The 19,813-nt window shown below is 66.7% G+C and carries 19 protein-coding genes and 1 pseudogene; 8 read left to right on the forward strand and 12 right to left on the reverse strand.

Annotated elements, in window-relative coordinates:
* Position 1 precedes the first annotated feature (1 nt).
* The 4 genes from AB0J71_RS32695 to AB0J71_RS32710 form a co-directional block, all read right to left on the reverse strand.
* A complete protein-coding gene (locus tag AB0J71_RS32695) occupies positions 2 to 835 on the reverse strand; it encodes an SDR family NAD(P)-dependent oxidoreductase (protein ID WP_364417666.1) in 834 nt (277 codons plus the stop codon).
* Between the two features lie 279 nt (positions 836 to 1,114).
* Positions 1,115 to 1,324 carry a hypothetical protein gene (locus tag AB0J71_RS32700; RefSeq protein ID WP_364417668.1) on the reverse strand — a complete coding sequence of 70 codons (210 nt, stop codon included), beginning with the start codon at positions 1,322 to 1,324 and terminating at the stop codon, positions 1,115 to 1,117.
* 779 nt (positions 1,325 to 2,103) lie between these two features.
* A complete protein-coding gene (locus AB0J71_RS32705; RefSeq protein WP_364417670.1) occupies positions 2,104 to 2,730 on the reverse strand; it encodes a DsbA family oxidoreductase in 627 nt (208 codons plus the stop codon).
* On the reverse strand, positions 2,723 to 4,339 hold the full coding sequence (locus AB0J71_RS32710; RefSeq protein WP_352321257.1) for an MDR family MFS transporter: 1,617 nt from the start codon (positions 4,337 to 4,339) through the stop codon (positions 2,723 to 2,725). The genes AB0J71_RS32705 and AB0J71_RS32710 overlap by 8 nt, the downstream gene beginning before the upstream one ends.
* Before the next feature lie 94 nt (positions 4,340 to 4,433).
* Here AB0J71_RS32710 and AB0J71_RS32715 point away from each other — a divergent pair, with 94 nt between their 5' ends.
* Positions 4,434 to 4,874, forward strand: coding sequence for a MarR family transcriptional regulator (locus AB0J71_RS32715; protein WP_352321259.1), 441 nt, complete (start codon positions 4,434 to 4,436; stop codon positions 4,872 to 4,874).
* Here the strand turns inward: AB0J71_RS32715 and AB0J71_RS32720 are convergent.
* From AB0J71_RS32720 to AB0J71_RS32740, 5 genes are all read right to left on the reverse strand, one after another.
* On the reverse strand, positions 4,837 to 5,214 hold the full coding sequence (locus tag AB0J71_RS32720) for a hypothetical protein (RefSeq protein WP_364417672.1): 378 nt from the start codon (positions 5,212 to 5,214) through the stop codon (positions 4,837 to 4,839). The genes AB0J71_RS32715 and AB0J71_RS32720 overlap by 38 nt on opposite strands.
* A 509-nt stretch (positions 5,215 to 5,723) precedes the next feature.
* The gene (locus tag AB0J71_RS32725) at positions 5,724 to 6,248 is read right to left on the reverse strand and encodes a hypothetical protein (RefSeq protein WP_364417674.1); all 525 of its coding nucleotides are present in this window, start codon (positions 6,246 to 6,248) and stop codon (positions 5,724 to 5,726) included.
* Between the two features lie 107 nt (positions 6,249 to 6,355).
* Positions 6,356 to 7,498: a hypothetical protein gene (locus AB0J71_RS32730; protein ID WP_364417676.1), complete on the reverse strand. Its 1,143-nt coding sequence runs from the start codon at positions 7,496 to 7,498 to the stop codon at positions 6,356 to 6,358.
* 45 nt (positions 7,499 to 7,543) lie between these two features.
* Complete coding sequence (locus tag AB0J71_RS32735) at positions 7,544 to 7,771, reverse strand: hypothetical protein (RefSeq protein WP_352321267.1); 228 nt, start codon at positions 7,769 to 7,771, stop codon at positions 7,544 to 7,546.
* Between the two features lie 58 nt (positions 7,772 to 7,829).
* The gene (locus AB0J71_RS32740) at positions 7,830 to 8,150 is read right to left on the reverse strand and encodes a hypothetical protein (protein WP_364417678.1); all 321 of its coding nucleotides are present in this window, start codon (positions 8,148 to 8,150) and stop codon (positions 7,830 to 7,832) included.
* Between the two features lie 862 nt (positions 8,151 to 9,012).
* Between AB0J71_RS32740 and AB0J71_RS32745 the strand changes: the two genes are divergently transcribed.
* The 7 genes and pseudogenes from AB0J71_RS32745 to AB0J71_RS32775 all read left to right on the forward strand — a co-directional run bounded on the left by AB0J71_RS32745 (position 9,013) and on the right by AB0J71_RS32775 (position 16,930).
* On the forward strand, positions 9,013 to 10,230 hold the full coding sequence (locus AB0J71_RS32745; protein ID WP_352321271.1) for an exonuclease domain-containing protein: 1,218 nt from the start codon (positions 9,013 to 9,015) through the stop codon (positions 10,228 to 10,230).
* 63 nt (positions 10,231 to 10,293) lie between these two features.
* Positions 10,294 to 10,878 carry a hypothetical protein gene (locus tag AB0J71_RS32750; protein ID WP_352321272.1) on the forward strand — a complete coding sequence of 195 codons (585 nt, stop codon included), beginning with the start codon at positions 10,294 to 10,296 and terminating at the stop codon, positions 10,876 to 10,878.
* Complete coding sequence (locus AB0J71_RS32755; protein WP_364417680.1) at positions 10,860 to 12,908, forward strand: DEAD/DEAH box helicase family protein; 2,049 nt, start codon at positions 10,860 to 10,862, stop codon at positions 12,906 to 12,908. The genes AB0J71_RS32750 and AB0J71_RS32755 overlap by 19 nt, the downstream gene beginning before the upstream one ends.
* Positions 12,901 to 15,054 (forward strand): hypothetical protein, encoded by a 2,154-nt coding sequence (locus AB0J71_RS32760; protein ID WP_352321276.1) that lies wholly within the window; start codon positions 12,901 to 12,903, stop codon positions 15,052 to 15,054. The genes AB0J71_RS32755 and AB0J71_RS32760 overlap by 8 nt, the downstream gene beginning before the upstream one ends.
* Before the next feature lie 181 nt (positions 15,055 to 15,235).
* Positions 15,236 to 15,331, forward strand: a pseudogene (locus tag AB0J71_RS32765) (hypothetical protein); the annotation flags it as partial.
* A gap of 126 nt (positions 15,332 to 15,457) precedes the next feature.
* Positions 15,458 to 15,916 (forward strand): pentapeptide repeat-containing protein, encoded by a 459-nt coding sequence (locus AB0J71_RS32770; RefSeq protein ID WP_352321287.1) that lies wholly within the window; start codon positions 15,458 to 15,460, stop codon positions 15,914 to 15,916.
* Positions 15,917 to 16,720: 804 nt separating this feature from the next.
* Positions 16,721 to 16,930: an amidohydrolase family protein gene (locus tag AB0J71_RS32775; RefSeq protein WP_352321278.1), complete on the forward strand. Its 210-nt coding sequence runs from the start codon at positions 16,721 to 16,723 to the stop codon at positions 16,928 to 16,930.
* 23 nt (positions 16,931 to 16,953) lie between these two features.
* Here AB0J71_RS32775 and AB0J71_RS32780 read toward each other — a convergent pair whose 3' ends face one another.
* The 3 genes from AB0J71_RS32780 to AB0J71_RS32790 are packed head-to-tail and all read right to left on the reverse strand — an operon-like array spanning position 16,954 to position 19,671.
* The gene (locus tag AB0J71_RS32780; protein ID WP_364417682.1) at positions 16,954 to 17,823 is read right to left on the reverse strand and encodes a M1 family metallopeptidase; all 870 of its coding nucleotides are present in this window, start codon (positions 17,821 to 17,823) and stop codon (positions 16,954 to 16,956) included.
* 6 nt (positions 17,824 to 17,829) lie between these two features.
* Positions 17,830 to 18,552 carry a GNAT family N-acetyltransferase gene (locus tag AB0J71_RS32785; RefSeq protein ID WP_364417684.1) on the reverse strand — a complete coding sequence of 241 codons (723 nt, stop codon included), beginning with the start codon at positions 18,550 to 18,552 and terminating at the stop codon, positions 17,830 to 17,832.
* A 57-nt stretch (positions 18,553 to 18,609) separates the two neighbouring features.
* On the reverse strand, positions 18,610 to 19,671 hold the full coding sequence (locus tag AB0J71_RS32790; RefSeq protein WP_364417686.1) for a GNAT family N-acetyltransferase: 1,062 nt from the start codon (positions 19,669 to 19,671) through the stop codon (positions 18,610 to 18,612).
* Positions 19,672 to 19,813: the final 142 nt, after the last annotated feature.

Raw genomic sequence — 19,813 nt, forward strand, 5'->3', positions numbered from 1 at the left:
CCTACGGCTCGACGCTGTCGTTCAGGGCGTCGCCCGCGAGCCGCCACAGCTCCTCGAACTGGGCCCGGAACCGGTCGTGGTCGTGCGCGGGAAGCGAGAAGACGAAGGGGGCGCCGCGCAGCATGCCTTCGACGGCGTCGCGCGCGACCACGCCGGGTTCGATGGCCATCGGGACGGTGCCTGTTCCGAACAACTCGGCCGCCGGGGGGCCGAACACGTCGGGCCGGTTGCGCTGGGAGTCCAGGATGCGGGTCGCCACCTGCCCTGGGCACAGAATCGTGACACCGATGCCGTCGGGCGCGAGTTCGGCCCGCAGCCCGAGTGAGAGGCCGACGATGGCGTGTTTTGTGGCGCTGTAGAGGGACGTGCCCTGCGGGTCAGGCAGGAAGGCATGGGTCGACGCGGTGTTCATCACGTGTCGCCACCCGGTCCGCTCGCGCATCCTCGGCAGGAAGGCACGCAGGCAGTTGAGCATGCCCTCGATGTTCACCGACGAGAGCCAGCGCCAGTCACCGAGCGACGATTCGGCGACCGTGCCGAAGGCGAGCACGCCCGCGTTGTTGCAGAGCACCTCGACGGAGCCGAACTCGGCGTAACTGGCCTGCACGAGGGCGTCGACCGACTCGGGGTCGGAGACGTCGACGCGAATGCCGAGCGCGGGAATCCCGCTCTCGCCCAGTTCGCGGGCGAGGCGCCGGGCGTCGGCGCCGTCTATGTCGGCCACGACGACCGACATCCCGCGCGCGCCGAGTTCGGCTGAGAGCGCGGCCCCGATGCCGCTGGCCCCACCGGTGATGACCGCCGTACGGCCGGCGAGTTGATCAGGTCCAGGCATCGCGGTGTCCCTTGCTCGAAGCCGCTGTGGATTTCGTCGGCGAGCCTACTGACTGATCAGTCGGTTTGCTAGCTCCGAGAATGCCGCGTGATCGCCTCGATACTCGTCCGTGATGGACGCCGCTTTCAAGCTGCCCGGCCGCGGGTCTACAACGACTCCATCGAACCCAGGGCACACCAAAGCCTCCATCAAACCCGGGGCGGTTCAGATCTTCTTCAGACGGTCGAGTCACCTTGAACAGGCCGAGCAACGCCTTCAGGCGGGCGAGTTCGAGGCGGGTCAGCCATTCCTCCAGGCGCGGCCTTCTTCATGCCCGGCGCGGACCCATCGCCATAGTGTTCGCTCGCTGATCCCCATGCAGGTGCTCAGCAGGCGGACGTGCGCGGTGGTGAGCTCCTGACGCTCATCGAGTGCCAGAAGGCGGCGCGTGGCGGGACCGCGGAGGTGATGGAGACTGCGCTCATTGGAGGTGTCGACGCGTTTGCGCATAGCCGCTCCCTCGCACCGGCGGTGAGCACGCGTGCGTGCAGACGCGTTGCTGCACTTGGGCAGTTCGGTCACATGCGCGGCCAACACCCCGAATGGTAACTCTAGCAATCCAAATGATTCCACAGTGTAACGATCAAAGCCGGGAAACTGTGACGTTTACGGAAATGCCCACCTACCTACCCACAGTCGTTCGCCTCGCGCTTGGCCGTCCGTTCCTCCCTCCCGATGCCAGAATCGACTCCCATGAAGCCCCATCTGTTCTTACTGACAACCTGATGAGAATCAGTACTGACAGAAAATGAGGACTCTCAGCACCACCCCGGACCGGCCCGCGGGCACCAGGTCCGCGAGCGCCGGCCGCTCCCCTACGATCCCCGGCGCAGCGTCAGCAGCTCGCCCGTCACCGGCTGCACGACGTCGCCCGGCACCGGCCGCAGTGGAGCGGCTCCCCCGGCCGCCACACCACCACCGGCACCAGGGGTTCGGCAGGCGGTTCCCCCTCGCCGCCCTCGGCCGGCCAGCGGTCCACCGCGTCCGCGTGCGCCTCCCGCTCTCGCAGGAAGGCGGCCCACGTCGCGCGGGGCCTCCCTGTGGTTCGGACCCTGGCACACCTTCGACATCCCAGCCCTTCGCTGCGCGCCGCTTCCAACGCGGACACCTGCACACGCAGGCACAAACCGAACGCCTCCGTGCTCGACGCGAAGACAGCCCCGCCGCCGCTGGGGCCGCGCGAGCCCTGGACTCCGATCATGGGGGACATGGAGGTCGGCTGCGGCGTGTCATCGCGATGTCTTGCTCGTCAGGAGGGTGCGGAGTTCGGTGACATCAGGGGCTCCGGCGATGGCGGGTGCGCCGTTGATGACGAAGGTGGGTACCTGACGGACGCCGAGCTGGATCGCGCGTTCCTCATCGGCTCGGACGTCAGCGGCGTAGGCGTCAGTGTCCAGGACGGAACGGACTGCCGCGTCGGGCAGGCCGGCGCGTGCGGCGAGGGGCCGAAGAATTGCGGGGTCGGCGACGTTGATGTTGTCGGCGAGATGGGCCTGGAACAGCCGCTCGACCACGCTGTCTGCCAGGTCATGGTCGGCGGCCAGGTGGATGAGGCGGTGCGCGTCGAAGGAGTTGACCGGGCGGGCAGTGGCGGGATTGAGATCCAGCCCCTCGACCGTTCCCAGCTGCCGGATGCGTTGGAAGACGGCCGCGAGGTCGGGACCGTGCAGGTCGAAGCGCTGCGCCATCATTTCGGCCAGGGTGGCGCCGGGGATGGCCGGCTGGCTGGGACGGAGCTCGAAGCTGCGCCAGGTGACGCGGATGTCGTCGCAGCCGGCGAGGGCCCGCTCCAGGCGCTTCTTGCCGATGTAGCACCACGGGCACATGATGTCCGACCAGATCTCCACCTCAGTCACGGGTCTTCTCCCTCAGGAACAGTGCGAGGACCAGACCGACGGCCATGACGCAGCCGACCACCACGAACACGGTGTCCATCGCGCTGGCCATGCCGTCCAGGACGGGCGCGGCCAGGCGGGCGTCGAGATGGTCGAGGTAGGAGGTGTCGTTGAGGTCGATGCCGGCTCTGCCGTCCAGACCGGCCAGCAGGCGTTGCGCTCCGGGATCCTTGGTCACCGCAGGGGTGTGCAGCGCGGCCTGGAAGGCCGTGGTGTTCTCCGCCCGATGAAGGACGGCGGCGATGCGTTCCTCGGCCAGCGAGAAGAGGATCGACAGGTAGACGGCGGTTCCGGCGGCGCCGCCGAGCTGCCGGAAGAAGGTGTAGGAGGCGCTGGCGGCACCCATGGTACCTGCGGGTGCGGACGCCTGGATGGCGATCAGCATGACCTGGAAGCACAGGCCGATGCCCAGGCCCATGACGGTCGTGATGAGAGCGGTGAACCACAGCGGCGTGCCGGGCGACAATCGGGTGAAGGCGAAGGCGCACGCGGTCATGACGGCCAGGCCGAGCAGCAGCAGGCCCTTGTAGCGGCCCGTACGGGTGACGAAGGGGCCGCACAGCCGGCCCGCCGCGACGATTCCCAGGGTCTGCGGCAGCAGCATCAACCCCGCCGCCGTCGGGGACAGGCCCTTGACGATCTGCAGGTAGAGCGGCAGGACGCTGAGCCCGCCGAACACGCCCATGCCGACCACGACGTTGACGGCGTTGCTCATCGTGAACAGCGGGCTGGCGAACAGCCGCGGCGGCAGCAGGGCCTCATCGCCCATCCGCCGTTCGACCAGCACGAACCCGACCAGCCCGGCGACGCCCACGGTGGCCAGGACGAGCGTGCGCGACGAGGCCCAGCCCCAGTGGCCTCCTTGCTCGGCCACGACCAGCAGTGGCACCAGTCCGAGCAGCAGCGTCACCGCGCCGCCGTAGTCGATGCGGTGGTCGGTGCGGGTGTGCGGCAGCCGGTAGAGCTTGACCACCAGGACGAGGGCGACGAGCCCTACCGGCACGTTCACCAGGAAGGCCCAGCGCCAACCCGCCACGCCGAGGAAGCTGTCCATCCCGGCGAACAGCCCGCCGAGCACCGGTCCGGCCACGCTGGAGATCCCGAACACCGCCCCGAACCAGGCCTGGTACCGGCTACGGCGCTCCGGCGGCAGCATGTCGGCCAGGATCGCGAACGCCAGCGCCATCAGCCCGCCGGCGCCGAGCCCCTGCACGGCGCGGAACGCGGCCAACTCGTACATCGACTGCGCCGCCGAGCACAGCAGCGAGCCAACCAGGAACAGCGAGATCGAGGCCAGGTAGAGCGGTTTGCGGCCGTAGATGTCCGACAGCCGCCCGTACAGCGGCGTGGAGACCACTCCGGTGATCAGGTAGGCGGTGGTCGCCCAGGCCTGCAGGGTCAGGCCGTTCAGCTGGTCGGCGACGGTCCGCATCACCGCGGCGACGATCATCTGGTCAAGCGCGCCCAGCAGCAGGCCGAGCATCAGCGCCGCCATCACCGCCGCCACGACGCCGCGCCCGAGCTGGGGCGCGGCGCCCGAGGGGGCGGCAGGGGCAAGAGATTCAGTCACGTGGGGACCTCACTTCATTAGTTAGGCTCCATACAATATGGCTCCATAGAATATATGTCCACATCATCAGGGTCCAGACTGTTAGGATCCGCAGATGGGTGCGGAGAAGGACCAGGTCGAACAGGTGGAGCAGGCGGTCGCGGAGCTGTTCGCGGCGTTTCGGCGCAAGCGCGGCCGTGAGCAGGCCGCCGGTGGTGAACTGTCGGGAACCCAGCTGCGCGCGCTGGACGGCCTGGCTGAGGCGGGGCAGGCCACCGCGCGGCAACTGGCCGACTACGCCGACGTCACCCCGGCGACCATGACCGGCATGCTGGACGCCCTCGAAGCCAAGGGTGTGATCCGACGTGAACGCAGCCTCACAGACCGGCGCGCCATCCAGATTGTCCTCACCGACCACGGGCGCGCCCTCGTGACCGAGGCCCGCGACCGATGGCAGCAGCGATGGCAGCAAGCGCTGGCGGACGTCCCGCCCAAGGACCTGCAGGCCGCGATCCGAGTCATCGGCAAGGCGGCAGACCTCTTCGACCACATCTGAAACCGGCATCGGAGGATCCACCGATCACGTCCGCAGCGCGCGCGGGCTCGCCGCCCGGCCCCCGCACAACGGTGCCCGCTCCTGCCGGGGTGAACTTCAGCCACACCATGAACAGGCCCAGCTCCGCGGCCGCCGTCCGCCAGTCGCGGCCGGTGCGTACGCACCACCGCAGGAACAACGCGATCGCCCGCGCGTACGCCTCCGTCGTCGACTCGGCGCGGTCGCGCCCGAACCGGGTCTCCCGCAGGAACTGATCCGCCACCGGCACGACCGCCAGGTCCTCGCCAAGCACCGTCCAGTACCGCGCGCCAGAGGGCATCGTCACCGGGAAGGCTCGCACCCGCCCACCTCGCTCTCGAGACAGAGGTATGACAACTACGAGCCACAAGAGCCACAGGGCAGGAGAACTGTTGCGAAACCCTCTCCCGTCACCACAGTTGCAACATCACACCACAGGCTGAGCTCCCCCGGAGAACGCCGACCTGCTCGCCGGCCGCTCCTGGCCGGACGTGGCCACCCTCGCCCTGCTGGAGACCGCGCTCGGGGTCCGGCTGTGGCCGCAGGGAACTCCGGCGTCCCGATGACGACGCCGAGCCCGGAGCAGAACGCCGTGATGACCTCGACGGCATGGTCGAGCCTTCTCTCCGCCGCCCCGACAACCCGGACATCCGGGCAGAAGCGGCCGTCATGTGGCTCGACAGCCTCCAAGCGATCACCTATCGCGTTACGCTCGGAAAGCGCGAGCCTTCAAAGAGTTAGGACCTGTTGGGCGCTCACGCAACCCGGTGCCATCGAGCTGTAACTCTTCGGCACCACTTTTCGATCCGGCACCAGACCGGCAAGCCGTACTCAGCTCGTGGCGGCGCTCCCTTCACCGGCGAACCCGTTCCCTCCGGCCCCGATCGTGAACAAGCCCTGCTCCCGCTCGGCCAGCCAGCCATCGTCCACCAGTCGCTTGAGCCGCGCGCGCATCCCCTCCACCTGACCGCGGACATCCTGCTGACCCAGCGCCCGCACCACTTCCCGCGCCCGCAACGGCTTGTCGGAACTGGCCAGCAACACCACCGCGTCCTTGCCCAACCCCCGCAGAACCGGACGCTCCTGGGGAACCTCCGCGCGCCCGGAAGCCCTCGGCGTGGTGTCGCCCGCACCATGAGGACGGATGCCAGCGACCTTCCCGGCCTCCACCACAGCCGGCCCGTCGGCCGCCTCCAGCGCGGTCAGTTCCTCGCGCGCGATGGACAGCCGTTCCAGGCGACGCTCCGCCACGGCCAGCCGCTCCTGCAGCTCCTCCATCTGCCCGGACAGCTCAGCCCATTGCTGCCGTGCAGACTCCTCGGCCCGCTCCAGCTTTGCCAGCAGTGACGTCACCATCGCCTCCCTCGCGGCGATCCCAGACCATCACCGTCACTCAACGCATGGCTGCAACTCCAAACTGTAGGCGGCAATGGCATCGCTGACCCCCAAGACTGCAAGATCCCTTACTGAACTAGCTCGTATATCGATGAAGTCTTCTTGTCGCCGCGCTGGTTGTCGGCGAGTTCGTGGCGCTCGGTTTGGACCCAGAGCCGCGTCGTGCCCGGCGTTGGTGCGATATCGATGATGCGGTCAGCCGGACTGCCCCCGGGCAAGGTTGATTTGGTCCATCTGCCGTCGCGTAGGTTGATCACATAGGGGGCGCCGGAGGCGGGGTTGGCGGCGATCCACAGACCGCTCGCCGGGTCGGTGCGCACCGCAGTCAAAGCTGTCTGCACCAGGTTCAGGCTCACCTGCTTCCATTGGGTGCGGTCCCAGTGCAGCACGATCGGGCTGCCACCGTCCGCCCAGGCGGGGCCGACCGCCCACGCGTGGCCATCTGGCTGTGCGGCCAGACTCATCTGCTGGAGGTAGCGCCGCCCGCGACACGATGACCGAGCCGACTCCACCATGCACGGATGATCGACTTTCTTCCAATCTGTGCCGTTCCAATGCAGCGTGACGGCCACCTCATTGCTCATCTGCGCGTCGCTCACCGCCCACACGTCATCCGGACCCGTTGCGGCGACCGCGGCCAAAGAGCGCACCGGCAGCGTGCTCTGACGCCATGCCTTCCCGCTGTGATACAACACCGTCGAATCCCCGCCGTCGGGGTCCATGGAGGTGACGAACCACGCATTGTCTCGGGAGTCCACGGCGATATCGATCACCGGGTTCCACATCGCGCTTAGGGACCGTTGCCGCGTCCAGCTTCCATGAGACCACCGCCACAGATCCTCTGTGTTGTCGTCCACATGTTGCACGGTCGCGACCGCCCAGATCGTCTCGCCGGATGGCGAGCCGCCGACTTCGAGCTGCGAGGCCTTGCCGAGCTGTTTGGGCAGCCCGGCGCGCTTCCAGGAGACCCCATCCCAGCGCAGCATCGACCAGGCACGCCGGCGACCCTCCGCGGCGAACAGTAATGCCCCGCCGTCCGCCGTCGGCACCAACCGTAAACCGCTTTGGGTGGTGTATCTCACCGTCCAGCGCGACGCCGACTCGTCGGCGTCATCAGCCGTCCGCCCATAAACGCTCAGGGCCGTGTCGGAGGCCAACACACACACGCTGGCAAGGACCAGGACAGCGAGCACACTCGAAGCCTTTCGCATCCGACTAAGGATCACACAACGTGCGTAGGCATCGGTAATGCCGCATTACGCCGTCGCTCTGGAGCGCCGTACCTGGTCCGGCGGCATGGGTGTCTGAACCGCGCCATGCGGATCGACCTGTACACCGACACCACGCGGGAAACGATCAAGTCGTCCCTGGGAAGCGATGATCAACAGGCCCATGCTCGCCCAGCTCACGCCTACTCGTGAACCCCCCATCGTGGTGACGCTCACGTTGCCGGGGTCCTGCCGGATCGCCGCGAACACGTCCACGCCCTCAGCCTCCGCCGACACCTCCTCACCGCCGTCCCCGATCTCACCACCGGCCTCCTTAATCCCGATCTTCCGTCTCGGCGCCGTCCTCGCCGCGGCGCTCGATCAGGGTGAACATGCGCTCGGCCACGTCGTCACTGACCCGTGACCAGACGCGCAGTGTTAGTGCCTTCTCGGATTGGTCCAGCGCAGAGCCGACGATCCGCTGCAGTCGCTGCTTGGCCGGCGGCTCGATCCGCTCATCCTTCAAATGGGCCAGCAGCGCCGCCCGTACCCGGTCGGCCCGCCGCTCGGACAGGCACACGTCGCCGGACAGCCACTCGGCCGCCTTCTCGGCATCCTCGACACCGCACTCCCGAAACCCGGTGAAGGCACGCACGTCGGCCCTATGCGGTGCCGAAACTCGCCCATAGAATCTGATCTGGCCTTCTATCGTCAGCACACGTGTTTCGGCCCAGGTCGGAGATACGCCGGCACCCCAGTCCGGGTTCTCGGCGGCCAGGCACAGCGAGGGCGCGCATGGTGGGCGGGATCGGTGGCCGTCACGGCTGGTACTTGGGAGAGGTCCAGCGTCGCTTCACCTGGTCGGCGTGCCACGACGGCGCCATCGTCGCCGCCTCCATATCCTCGCTCCTTACCAGTCGCAGCGGATCCCGACGCGGGCCGCTGCTGTGGAGCATGCTTCTCGCAAGCAGCATCGCCAGTGTGGCGACCAACATCGCCGTCGCTTAACCCACACTCGCCGCGCGTCTCATCGCTGGATGGACGGGCTTCGCGCTGATCGGTGCGTACGAGATGCTCACGAGCCAAGTCAGCGCGGGCGCACGATCATCGGCCGACATGCGGCAGAGGCCGGGCGACGAGGTCCGGAATCACGGCTTGACCCTCCAGCAGAAAGCTTGGCGATGGCCCAAGCGCAGACCGATCCTGAGGGGCGCATCCCATCGGGCGCAGCCATCGCGCGAGTTCCAGCACTCATCACGTTGGGACAGCTCGCAAAGAGGGTGGGGGCGGCGGGCGAGCCCAGCGGACGAGAACTCTGGCGCATGACTCCTTGCCAGGAAGGCACTGACTGGCAACTGTTTGAGCGCCTCGCCATTGGCTAATTCAAATGCGGCATCCAGAACATACGAGGCATTTCACCCCCCGGACATCACGCTTCAATCACGTTCCGCAGACAGGGCAGGCGATTCCTTCTTGGCAGGCGACTTCTCTAAGGGACTATGCGCGAGGAGGAAACCATGAGCGCCAGCCAGATCGGTTATGCGGCGATCGATGTTGAGACGACAGGGCTACGTCCGTCATGGCATGACCGGATCATCGAGATCGGCATCGTCCACACCGATCCCACCGGGCGGGTGACGGGCGAGTGGAACACGCTGGTCAACCCGGAACGTGACCTCGGCCCGCAGCACATCCATGGCATCAGCGCCTCCGACATCCGCCACGCGCCGACCTTCAAGGAAATCGCAGGCACTGTGCTCTCGCTGCTGCGGCATCGAGTGCCGGTGGCCCATAATCTCCGGTTCGACGCCGAATTCCTGCAATACGAATTTGCCCGCATCGGTACCCCGATTCCATCCTTGCTGGACTTCGGCGTATGCACCATGACCGAGGCACGCCGCTTCCTGCCCCACGCACCACGGAACCTGGCAGGCTGCTGCGCAGTAGCGGACATATCCCTCGACTGCCACCATGACGCCTTGATCGACGCTCGCGCTGCTTCCGAGCTGCTTCATCACTATCTGGCCCTGTCCCGCCCCGCCTACCCTTGGCCGACAGTGCTTCACAGCACCAACACGACCATCCCATGGCCGGTGCTCGACGAGACCCGGAAAGACTGTGTGCGCAGAGGCATCTCAGCCGAACGCCAGAGCCACTTCCTCGCCCGCATCCTTGACCGCGTCCCCCAGACGGCGCAGCCTATGACAGCCGAGCCGTACCTTGCTCTCCTGGACCGGGTGCTTCTCGACCACCACATCTCCGCCACCGAAGCCGACGCCCTAGTGGAGCTGGCGACCTCACTCGGTCTCAGCCGCGTAGAACTCGAAGCCCTGCACCGCGACTACCTCGCTGAGATCGCACGAGCGGCCCTGGCTGACGGGATCGTCACCAACGCGGAACGACGCGAACTAGAGCTCGTCGCCTCTCTGCTCGGATTGCCCGACACCGCCGTCGAACAGGCATTGAACGTGGCCACCGTCCCCGTCGCCACCGTAAGGCGGTTCGAGTTGCATCCAGGTGACCCGGTCGTGTTCACCGGCGAGATGGACGACGGCCGGGAAGTGTGGGAGGGCCGAGCCCGCCAAGCGGGCTACCTCCCGCACCCCAACGTGACCAAGAAGGTCAGGCTCGTCGTCGCGGCCGACCCCGATTCCCTATCCGGCAAGGCTCGCAAGGCACGCGCGTACGGCATCCCCATCGTCACCCCCCATGCCTTCGCCCGCATGCTTGGCTGATCTAGATCTCCGACCCCCTGAACGTGAGAGGAGCATCCCCTGGTGCGTGCGTGGTATCCCCGAATGGCCGAGGTCAGCGGTGTCGGATTCGCCGGCAGCCCCGGCGTGGACAGAAGCCGCCTGCCTGAGACCCACGTCAGGCCCATCAAGGCGGACAACGGCTACATCTACTGGCCCACTCCCAGCGGGCACACATCCGCTTCGCCAGCGCATGCCAGAGCCTCCGCCGAGATGCGCGGCATGGATATCCCGTCACTGGTTCGATGGGTGTGGGAAGGGCTGGAAATCCCAGGTACCATCTCGGATTACCATTTCCTGCTGCAGAGCGCGATCGGCCGGCTGTGGTCGGCTCGTGCTTCTGATCCGGGCGGCCTGCAGTTCCTTGAGATCTTCGCCGATCTGGATCTCCGCCTGATCGAGGCCGCCCCTCGGCCATTCCTGATCGATGAGAATGACGCAACGAAAGGCTACTTCCACTTCTCCGGTGTGGCGACGTGGGTGTCGCTCCTGCGGACGGAAGGAGCACTACGAGAAGCTCTCGCGATCAACAGGAGGCTACGGCGCTTCGACGACGGATACCGGCTGGAGGATCTTGAAGCCAAGGTCGCCGCCCTCGACGAGGAGGCCCGGTGCACGAGACTCGCCTGATCGACGCCCTGACCGGTGACTCCTGTTTGGAAAACGCGTTTCTCAAGTGGGTCCTGAGTGCTGCCGCCATGCCGGGCATCGCCACGCACGTGCACGCACAGCATCCGGTATCGGCCGACGACCGTTCCTATCATCTCGACTACTTGATTTCCGGCGTGCGATCACAGGTAGTAGTCGAGCTCGACGGCTACGAGTTCCACAGCTCCAGGTCAGCCTTCGTGCACGATCGGATTCGGCAGAACGACCTCGTGGGGCTGAAATATGAGGTTCTCCGTTTCTCCTATGCCGCCATCCGTGAGCACACCGCCCGCTGTGTGACGCAGCTGCAGAAAGTGCTGCGACGGGATCCGCTGTTGGCCACCTATCTGATTCCCGATCCCATCGTCCCGGTCCCTGACGACATGGACCCCAACCCGCTGGGGTTCATCACTCCCCCGCCGCCCCGGCCGACGGTGACCGCGGGCGGCTATTTCGACCGCGCCCGCCGGCACCTGAACCTGAGCCCCTTGCGTGAATGCCAGAAAGAAGCCCTCGTCGCACTGGCGAACTACTACCGGCGCGGTGACATCAACGCCGCCTGCGTAATGTCCGTCGGCGCCGGCAAGACGGCCTTGGGCGTGGCCGCCACACTGGCCTTCACCCGGCGCAGGGCCTTGATCGTCACTCCGGGACGCGTGATCCGGGGAACGTTTGCCAATGCCCTGGACCCGGAGAGGGCGGGAAACGTGCTCTACACACTGCGGGGCGGACCGTTGCTTTCCGGCATGAGGGCTCCGGCCGCCGAGATCCTCGACACCGAGCTAGGCACGATCCAGGCTGTCAGCCGGGTGCAGTTGCTCAAGTCAGATGTGATCGTCACCAATTTCCATTCCCTCGGAGGTCCGGACAGCGGCCTGCTGTCCAAGCTGGAGCCGGATGACATCGACTTCATCGTGATCGACGAGGCCCATATCGCCGCTGCAGAGTCATACCGGCGTCTCTTTGCACGATTCCCGCGCGCCCGGCGCTTGCTGATGTCCGCATGCTTCAACCGTGCCGATGGCAGGACCATCACCGCGGACGTTGTGTACCGCTACCGGCTCATCGACTCGATCGCCGACGGCCATGCCAAGCACCTGCGGGCCCACAGGTTCACCCCCGACGTGGAGGAGACGGAGTACGAGATTGTCTGGCCCAGCGGCGAGCGTGAACCGATCGTCGGCAAGGCCGCATTGTTGGAGATCATGAATGACGAGCGGAAGGTGGCCAGAATCACCGCCACTTCTGAGGAACCGATCCGCCGCGTCATGCGGATCGTCCGTGACTGCCTGGCCCAGCAGACGCAGGCACTGTCACCGGTGCGGCCACGAGCCTTGTTCGCCGCGCTCGGCCAAAGTCACGCCGAGCAGATCGCCCGCATCGCCAACGCTCACGGCATCGCCTCCGGCACACTGCACCATTCGATGACCGACTCAGAGATTGCCGCCATCCGCAAGCGCTTCGAGTCCGAATCCGGCAACCTTCAGGCCATCGTGCAGCTGAAGATGCTTGGCCAAGGGTACGACCTCCCGGCGATCACTGTGGTAGTGCCGATGCGCCCCTACGGCAGCTTCGGTGAGTTCTATCAGCTGGTCGGGCGTGGCATCCGCACGGTGCATCATCCGGCGCTGGCCCAACGGGCGCAGCCACAACATCTGGACTTGGTCTACCACGGAGAGCTCGGCCTGGACGATCACCTCGAAACGCTGCGCAGGGAAAACGACATGGATCCTCGGCCCGCGGTCCCTGACGACTTCGGCGACGCGCCCGTGCCTGATCGCGGCGCACCCCCCCTCGACTCACCGGTGCACGCCGACATGCACGTGACCGTCATGGCAGAGCACGGCGACAATCGTCAGCAATATCTCTACACCGTCGACCAGGTGGAGGCGAGACGCCAGGAACGCGAACTGAACACCCTGGCCCATCGCTACGCCGCCTACGTCGCCACCACGACCAGCCCGAGGACCTTCGAGGAGTTCGTCGCTGTGATCAGGAGTGCCCATGGGTGAAACCGAGCTCGCCTCCAGGCTGGCATCCGCAGGCGCCGATGAGTTTCTCCACATTGAACGCGAGGCAGGGCAAGAGGCGGCCTTCAAACAGCTCGATGTCCTGACAGCGAACCTGATGCTCATGGCGCTGTCAGGCCGCCCGTTGGTCTCCATGACGCCGGGCAGACCTGGACGCAGCAGCGGCGACACCGTGTCGATGACCTTCCTGACCCCGCAGGACCGTGCCTTTGTCGATGACACTTTCTCCTTGGAGAGACAACAGCGAAAGGGAGCCTGGTTTCTGCCGGAGGAGGCACGGCTGAAGGCCGGCAACCTGAACCTTCCGGCCTATGCTCGCCATCATCCCGGACAGTGCTTCACGCTCGCTCAGAGTGACTCGATTCGTACCCAGCTCAGCTCGACCGCCGACGCACTGCTGGTCTGGGCTCTGCTCATCCCGCTCTTCGACACTCTGATGGCGCCCCTCGTGCTCCGCGCCGTGGGATCGGAGCAGTCCGCTGACGATCAACGCTCTGTCTGGGCGACGGTTCTGGACTCCTACACCAGCCTCGGGATAGCACGCACCCCTGAAGTGGAGGTATTCACCTACGGAGGTGGATGGGGGCATCTGGATCGGGCTGGTCAGGCCCACGCCCGCGTCCTGCTGCTGGATGCTCTGGCCCGGCACGACCTGCTCTCCGTCGCCGCGCGCCTCCGCGCGACGCGTCTGCGTACAGTCATCCGCGCGATCGTCGCGAAAACGCGCGCGACTACGCCACTCGCCCGTCGCGTCCTCAACTCGACCTTGAAGCCGACATTGAGCGCCTACTTCGCCGGCGACTGGTTGGCCTGTCTCGACTACCTCGGCATGCCGCCCAACCCAGGAGAAGAGCTGGTCACCGCTTTGCCGGCGACGAAGCTCTATGTCGGCGGGATTTCCAACGCCAGCTCGACAGCGGCCAAGCACGGAGTAGAGGTCGGCGACGTCGCGGCGATGCTGGCCGCCTTCCTCAACCAGACCACAGCGGTCTCACCCGTCGAGCAGCGTGTCGATGCCCTGCGCCGGTGGTGGGGAGAGTTCGACTCCGTGCATGCTCGGCAGGAGTCCGGAATGAAACCCCTCTGGGGCCTGGTAGAGGATGGCGGATATTCGGTCGGGTACGGCCAGCGGCCGGACCACAGGCTCTACCGAACCCTGCTTCCATCCGACCTGGTGGAGGAGATCGACTCCCTCTGGGACGGCACGACCCTCTCCCGCTGGCCCGAGGCCATCGTGAGCGAGCCCTATCCCCACCGGCTGATGGCCGAGACCTTCGGCATCGCTGTGCCGTTCTGGCACGCAGTAGCCCTGACCACCTGGTACATCTGCGAGGGGCCGACGTCACGCACCACCCTGTCAGGCTTGCGTGCCTACCATGAGGGCCACCTCGCGGAACTCGCCGACATCGGCACGCCTATTCACCCCAGCCTCTTCGACGAACTGGAGCAAGCAGAGGGCCGCCTCGGGCCTGTGGAGGAACTTCCTACCTACGAGCACTGGTTCCAGGGTAATGATGGCCTTGCGCTTCGAGTGACCGGTGGAGGCAATCGCCGCAACGGCTTCAGCATTCTGCGCGATATCGTTACTCGTCATCGGCGCGGATGGACCAGCCGCTACCTCGACGACTACTTGCGACGACGGTGGCACACCGAACTCACCACCGTGGCCCGAGAACTCAACAAGACGATCGCCACCACCGGCAGACCGCCGACGTTCAAGCGGTTCGCCCGCTTCGCCGCAAAGGCAGCGAACCACTGGTTCAACGGCGACCTGACCGGCCTTTACACCGCCATCGGAGAGAAGGCACCCACCAGCCCTCCTCGCGTCGATCTCCTACCGATCGCCGCACATGACTTCGTCGATGCCCTCTACGCAGAGCTCGGCGGACAGCCATACGAGGAGCTCCTGCGGGTAACAGATTTCCCTCTGGCCGACGTGTACCGGCAGAAGTCCCGGCTGGCGAGTGCTGGAGTCACGTATCTGCAGATGTTCGAGGCATTGGGACGGGCGCCTGAACCTAAGGAGTTCGGGGTCAGCCGGTACGAGTGGTCATGGTCGGGCGGGCCTGACAATGGATGGCCGATCTATCAGTCGGCCATCGAAACAATCCTGCGTCGGTACCAATAGTGGACATGGCCAGTTGCCTTGTGTCCTTCGGAGGCCGATGGGGCGTCGCCTCTTTCCCGTCCCGGTGGATCAAGCCGTAATGCCATGAAGCGCCCCGGGTTCGGTGGAGACTGTGGTGTGTCCCGGGTTGAGTGGAGGTGGGTTACTGGATTCTTGTGCCGCTTGATGAGAGGAAAGTCGCATGAAACGACGAGGCTATTCGCCAGAGTTCCGGCGCAAGGTGCTGGATCTGGTCGAGGCGGGGCGTAAGGTCACCGACCTGGCGTGCGACCTGGAGATCAGCAGTCAGACGATCTACACCTGGCGGAGGCATCGCCGTCGAGGTGGCCTGCCGCGTGCTGGACGTCTCGGTGTCCGGCTACTACGCCTGGCGGGATCGGCCGCCAATTTCGCGGGCACCGAACTGTGCCAGACCGGGTTCACCGATGTTGAGCTGGAGCGCTGCGACTTGTCCAACATGACGGTCAGAGCGTCGGGCATGCATCGTGTCCGAACGTCGGGGAGTCGGCTGATCGGCATGACTTGGACCGAATGCGCGTTCCGTGACGTGCTCTTCGACACGTGCCGTGCCGATCTGACTGGGTTTCGGTTCTCGACGTTCAAGAACACCGTTTTCCGTGACTGCATCGTGCCGGAGGCCAATTTCCAGAACGCCGACCTGCGGGGAGTTCGCTTCGAGCGCTGTGATCTAAGCATGGCCCAGTTCTTCCAGGCGCAGATGGATGGCGCGCACTTCTCCGACTGCGTGCTGCTCGGGATCGGCGGTGTCACCAGCCTCAAGGGCGCGACCGTCAAGAGCCGGGACGCGCATGGACTGGTTTTCGCCCTGGCCGGCGCGTTGGGCATCCTAATCGAGGAGTAGACCTCATCATTGATCATCCGGGTGAGCGGGCTGGTGTTCTCCTGTCGGCCGAGCTTGTCGAAGCCGGCGACCTTCGTTCTTCGTGACGCACTCGCTGGCGGCTTGGTCCACCGTGGCGAACTCCTTGTGTGCAATCGAGTGGGGGTTTACCGGCCCCGAAGGTGGTGGCGTGGTGCATGTCCTTCGTCGTAGTCATCGCCGCTCGTGCGGTGGACATGGCGTCGCGGGCGCCGAACTCGTTGCCGTGTCCGCAGCGCGTGTAGCGGATGACCCAGACCCGGCGCCGGGCCGACCTAGCTTGATCTTTAACCCTTCTCATCACCATGGGCGCCCACAGTCCCGGGTCGCCGTCGGCGATGGTGCGCGGGTGGTCGGCGGGGACGAAGCCGGCCACCGCGTCACCAGCCCTTCTCCCGGCTCTGCGACCGACCCTACTTTCCGGTATCACCGGCCGCACGCCGTCGCCGTCCACGCACAGGAGGCGACCGCCGGGGCGGTACGCGTCCATGGCGTACGGCCCGGCGGTGGCCGTCTGCTCCTGGCGGGGCGCCTACTGCTGGGGACGATCCCCGGCTTGTCGACGACCTTCGTCTCCAACTGCGCGCTCCACACCAGGGGAGCGCCAGCCTCGACGGTTCCGGCCGTCCCGCTGGAGAGGGCGTCATCGCCGCCTTGTATCCGATCGCACCGTCGCCGCCTACGAGGGCGTCGCGGCCGACCCGGACACCTCGAAATGTCGCGTCCGCCGTCCACGCGCCCTCCTGGCCCATCTTCTGATCTTTGGGGCCGACGGTCAGGCCCTCGATGTCCGCCTGGCGCTCGGCCACCAGCGTCGCCGCGCGGCTCGTCGGGCTGCAGGACCGCATCGGCGAGACCACGCCCGGCGCCTACGCCGACGTCCTGATGGTGGAGGGCGATCCGCTGGAGGACATCGCCGTGCTGGCCCGGCCAGAGGAGCACGTGAAGCTGGTGATGAAGGCTGGCCGCGTCATGCGCTCAACGGAGAGGGGGTGACAGGACTCCCCCTCCCGAACGTCTTAAGACCAGAAAGCCGGTTTGCCGGGCTTGAACAGCCAGTCTGTGAAGAGACCGGACAAGTCATGGCCGGAGACCCGCTCCGACAGAGCGATGAAGGCGCGAGTATCGGCGTTGCCGTACTTGTGCTCCGCCGTCCACCTGCTGAGGATCTGGAAGAACGCCATGTCACCCACCTTGCCCCGCAGGGCGTGGAGGGTCATCGCGCCGCGGTAGTAGACAGGGTCGTGGAAGAGCGCCGCCGGGCCGCCGGGGTCGGCGGGCGGCGTCCTCCAGAACGCGTCCTTGGCGGGGGTGGCGTAGGCCATGTCGAAGGACGTCTGAAGGCCTCGCTCGCCGATCTTGTCCTGCCAGAGCCACTCGGCGTAGGTGGCGAAGCCCTCGTTGAGCCAGATGTCCTGCCACCGACTGGGCGTCACCGAATCGCCGAACCACTGGTGCGCCAGCTCGTGGGCGAGCAGCCCCTCGCCGGGCACCTCCGCGTAGATGGGCCTGGTCTGGGTCTCCAGGGCGTAGTCCACCTTCGGCGCGTGATCGACGATCGCGCCGGTGGAGGAGAAGGGATAGGGGCCGAAGAGCGAGGCGAAGTAGTCGAGGACGGGAGCGTGGCGCTCGGCCAGGTTCGCGGCCTTGCCGGCCAGCTTGGGGTCGACGGCGACGATGGTCCGGTACTTTCCGATCTTGGCGTCGGTCAGCCGGAACTTTCCGATGGTGACGGTTGCGAGGTAACTGGCCATCGGCTCCTTGGCGTCCCAGACGTACGTGGCGCGGTCACCGGTGCTCCTGCGCGAGATCAGGTCACCGTTGGCGACCGCCACTCTGGTACTCGGCACAGTCACCGAGAAGCGGTAGGTGGCCTTGATGCGGGGCATGTCCCCCTACACGGCTGAGTCCGGCGAGACGATGTCCCAGGTGCCGAATCGGGTCAGGCCGGCCGATCCGGCCGCCGCCACCGAGGCGTGGTTGTCAAGCTGGCAGCGGTACTGCGGCTCGTAGCCCCGTGCTAGGGCGTGCCGGGAGATCGCGCGCACGAGGCGCCGGGCGTGGCCCTTGCCCCGGTACGGAGGCAGCGTGAGCACGCCGAGGTCGGCCAGCGGCGTATCGTTCCACGGGTACATGCTCGCCGCGCACACCAGCCGCCCGTCATCGAACGCGCCGTATACCGCCCAGTGGTCCAGTTCGACGAATGCGTCGTCGCGATCCTGTTCCGACGCCGCCGCCTCGAACTGCCCGAACATGTCCGCGTCAGCCTCGGTGAGCGGGCGGATCGAGGGGTCGTCCGGTTCGCCGAGCAACGTCTCCCGGGCCTCGTCGGTGAAGTAGAACAGGTTGTCGGCTCCGTGCAGCGAGATGCCGGACTTCTCCAGCCGCTGCCGGAAGTCCGCCTCGTCGACCGGCTGCCCGTCTTCCAGGCCCATCGTCGTGGCGACCGCCGAGGTGAGCAGAACGCGCGTCCTGCCGTCGGTCGTCGTGAGGATGGTGAGCCGTTCGTCCTCGTCGAGGACGGTGTCGACGAGAACGCTGAAGGCATCGTCCTCGTGGATGACCCGACTCGTCGTGGAGGGGGTCAGCCAGAACTCGGTGAGGGTGGAAGGGAACACGTCGGGTGCTTTCTGCTCGTTGTGGTCAGGCGGCCGGGTGGGCTGGGTCCGGAGAGGTCAGAAGCGTTTGACGAGACTGACCGCGCGGTCGGTGACGGTGAAGCCGAGACTCTGGTACAGGCCGAGGGCGCCGGTGGGGCTCTCGGCGTCGACGTCGAGTACGGCGTGGTCCAACCCCTCGGCTCGCAGGGCCCGCAGCAGGTGGGCCAGCAGCGTGCGGGCCAGCCCCTGCCCGCGCGCGTCCCGCCGTACGCCGACTGCCGTGATGTAACCGAACGGTCCGCCGCGCAGCGGCCACTCGTCCTGCGGCACGTCGACGAGGATGAAGCCGACGACGCGTTCGCCGTCGTGTGTGCCGGGGGTGACGGCGAGTACGGACAGGTCCGGGCGGAATGCTTCCAGCCGGTCACCGGAGGCCCACTCGGCGGCGGTAACCGGCTGGGAACCCCAGTGGTCGCGGAAGGCGTCGTTCAGCGCGGACCTGGTTCGCTCCTGCCACTCCTCGTCGTAGGGCACAAGCCGCACCCCGGGGACCGACGGCGGCTCGGCGACCGGCGCCTTGAGGTCGCGCTCCAGCTCCAGCCACCACCGGGCGCGCTCGTAGCCGTGCGCCTCCAGGAGCCGGATGGCAGGGGTGGCGTGGTCGTGCGCGCTCGAGACGAGCCACCCGGGCAGGGCCACGTCGCAGGCCGCGAGATGCTGGAGCCCCCGGGCCTCCTGCCACGCCAGCAGCGCCCTGCCGATGCCTTCACCACGACGGTCCGGGGCCACCGTTCCGTCGAGCTCCACCCGGACGATCGTCTCCTGGCTCGCCGGGGCCGCAGCCGAGCCGTAGGCGACGGCCCGCCCGGCGGCGTCGACGGCGATCACCGCGTCGCGCTCGGGGTCGAAGGTCGTGCTCTTGAACTCCTCCTCCAGCTCGTCCCTCATCACCAGCGAGCGCGGATGGTCGACCTGTCCGGCGGCCCGCTTCAGGTCGAGGATCAGGCCGATGTCGGCGACGGTGACAGGTCTCCAGGTCAGCCCGTCACCGACCGTGGGCAGCGCGATGGTCGACGGGGCGATCACCCGGTCGCGCAAGGCGCGGAGTCCAGGGCTGTGATGTGCTGTCCCGCTCATGGGACATCCTTTCTTCGACGCCGATCGCACCCATACGGGACGGCTGTGGCGCCGGGCCGATAGAGGAGCGGGCATGAGGACTCGCGGCCGCAGGGAACTCTCCTGTGCGATCACTGTCTTCAGACACGCTCTGTCTTTTAGC

It is taken from the genome of Nonomuraea sp. NPDC049637 (assembly GCF_040675235.1).
In the GTDB taxonomy this organism is placed as follows: domain Bacteria; phylum Actinomycetota; class Actinomycetes; order Streptosporangiales; family Streptosporangiaceae; genus Nonomuraea.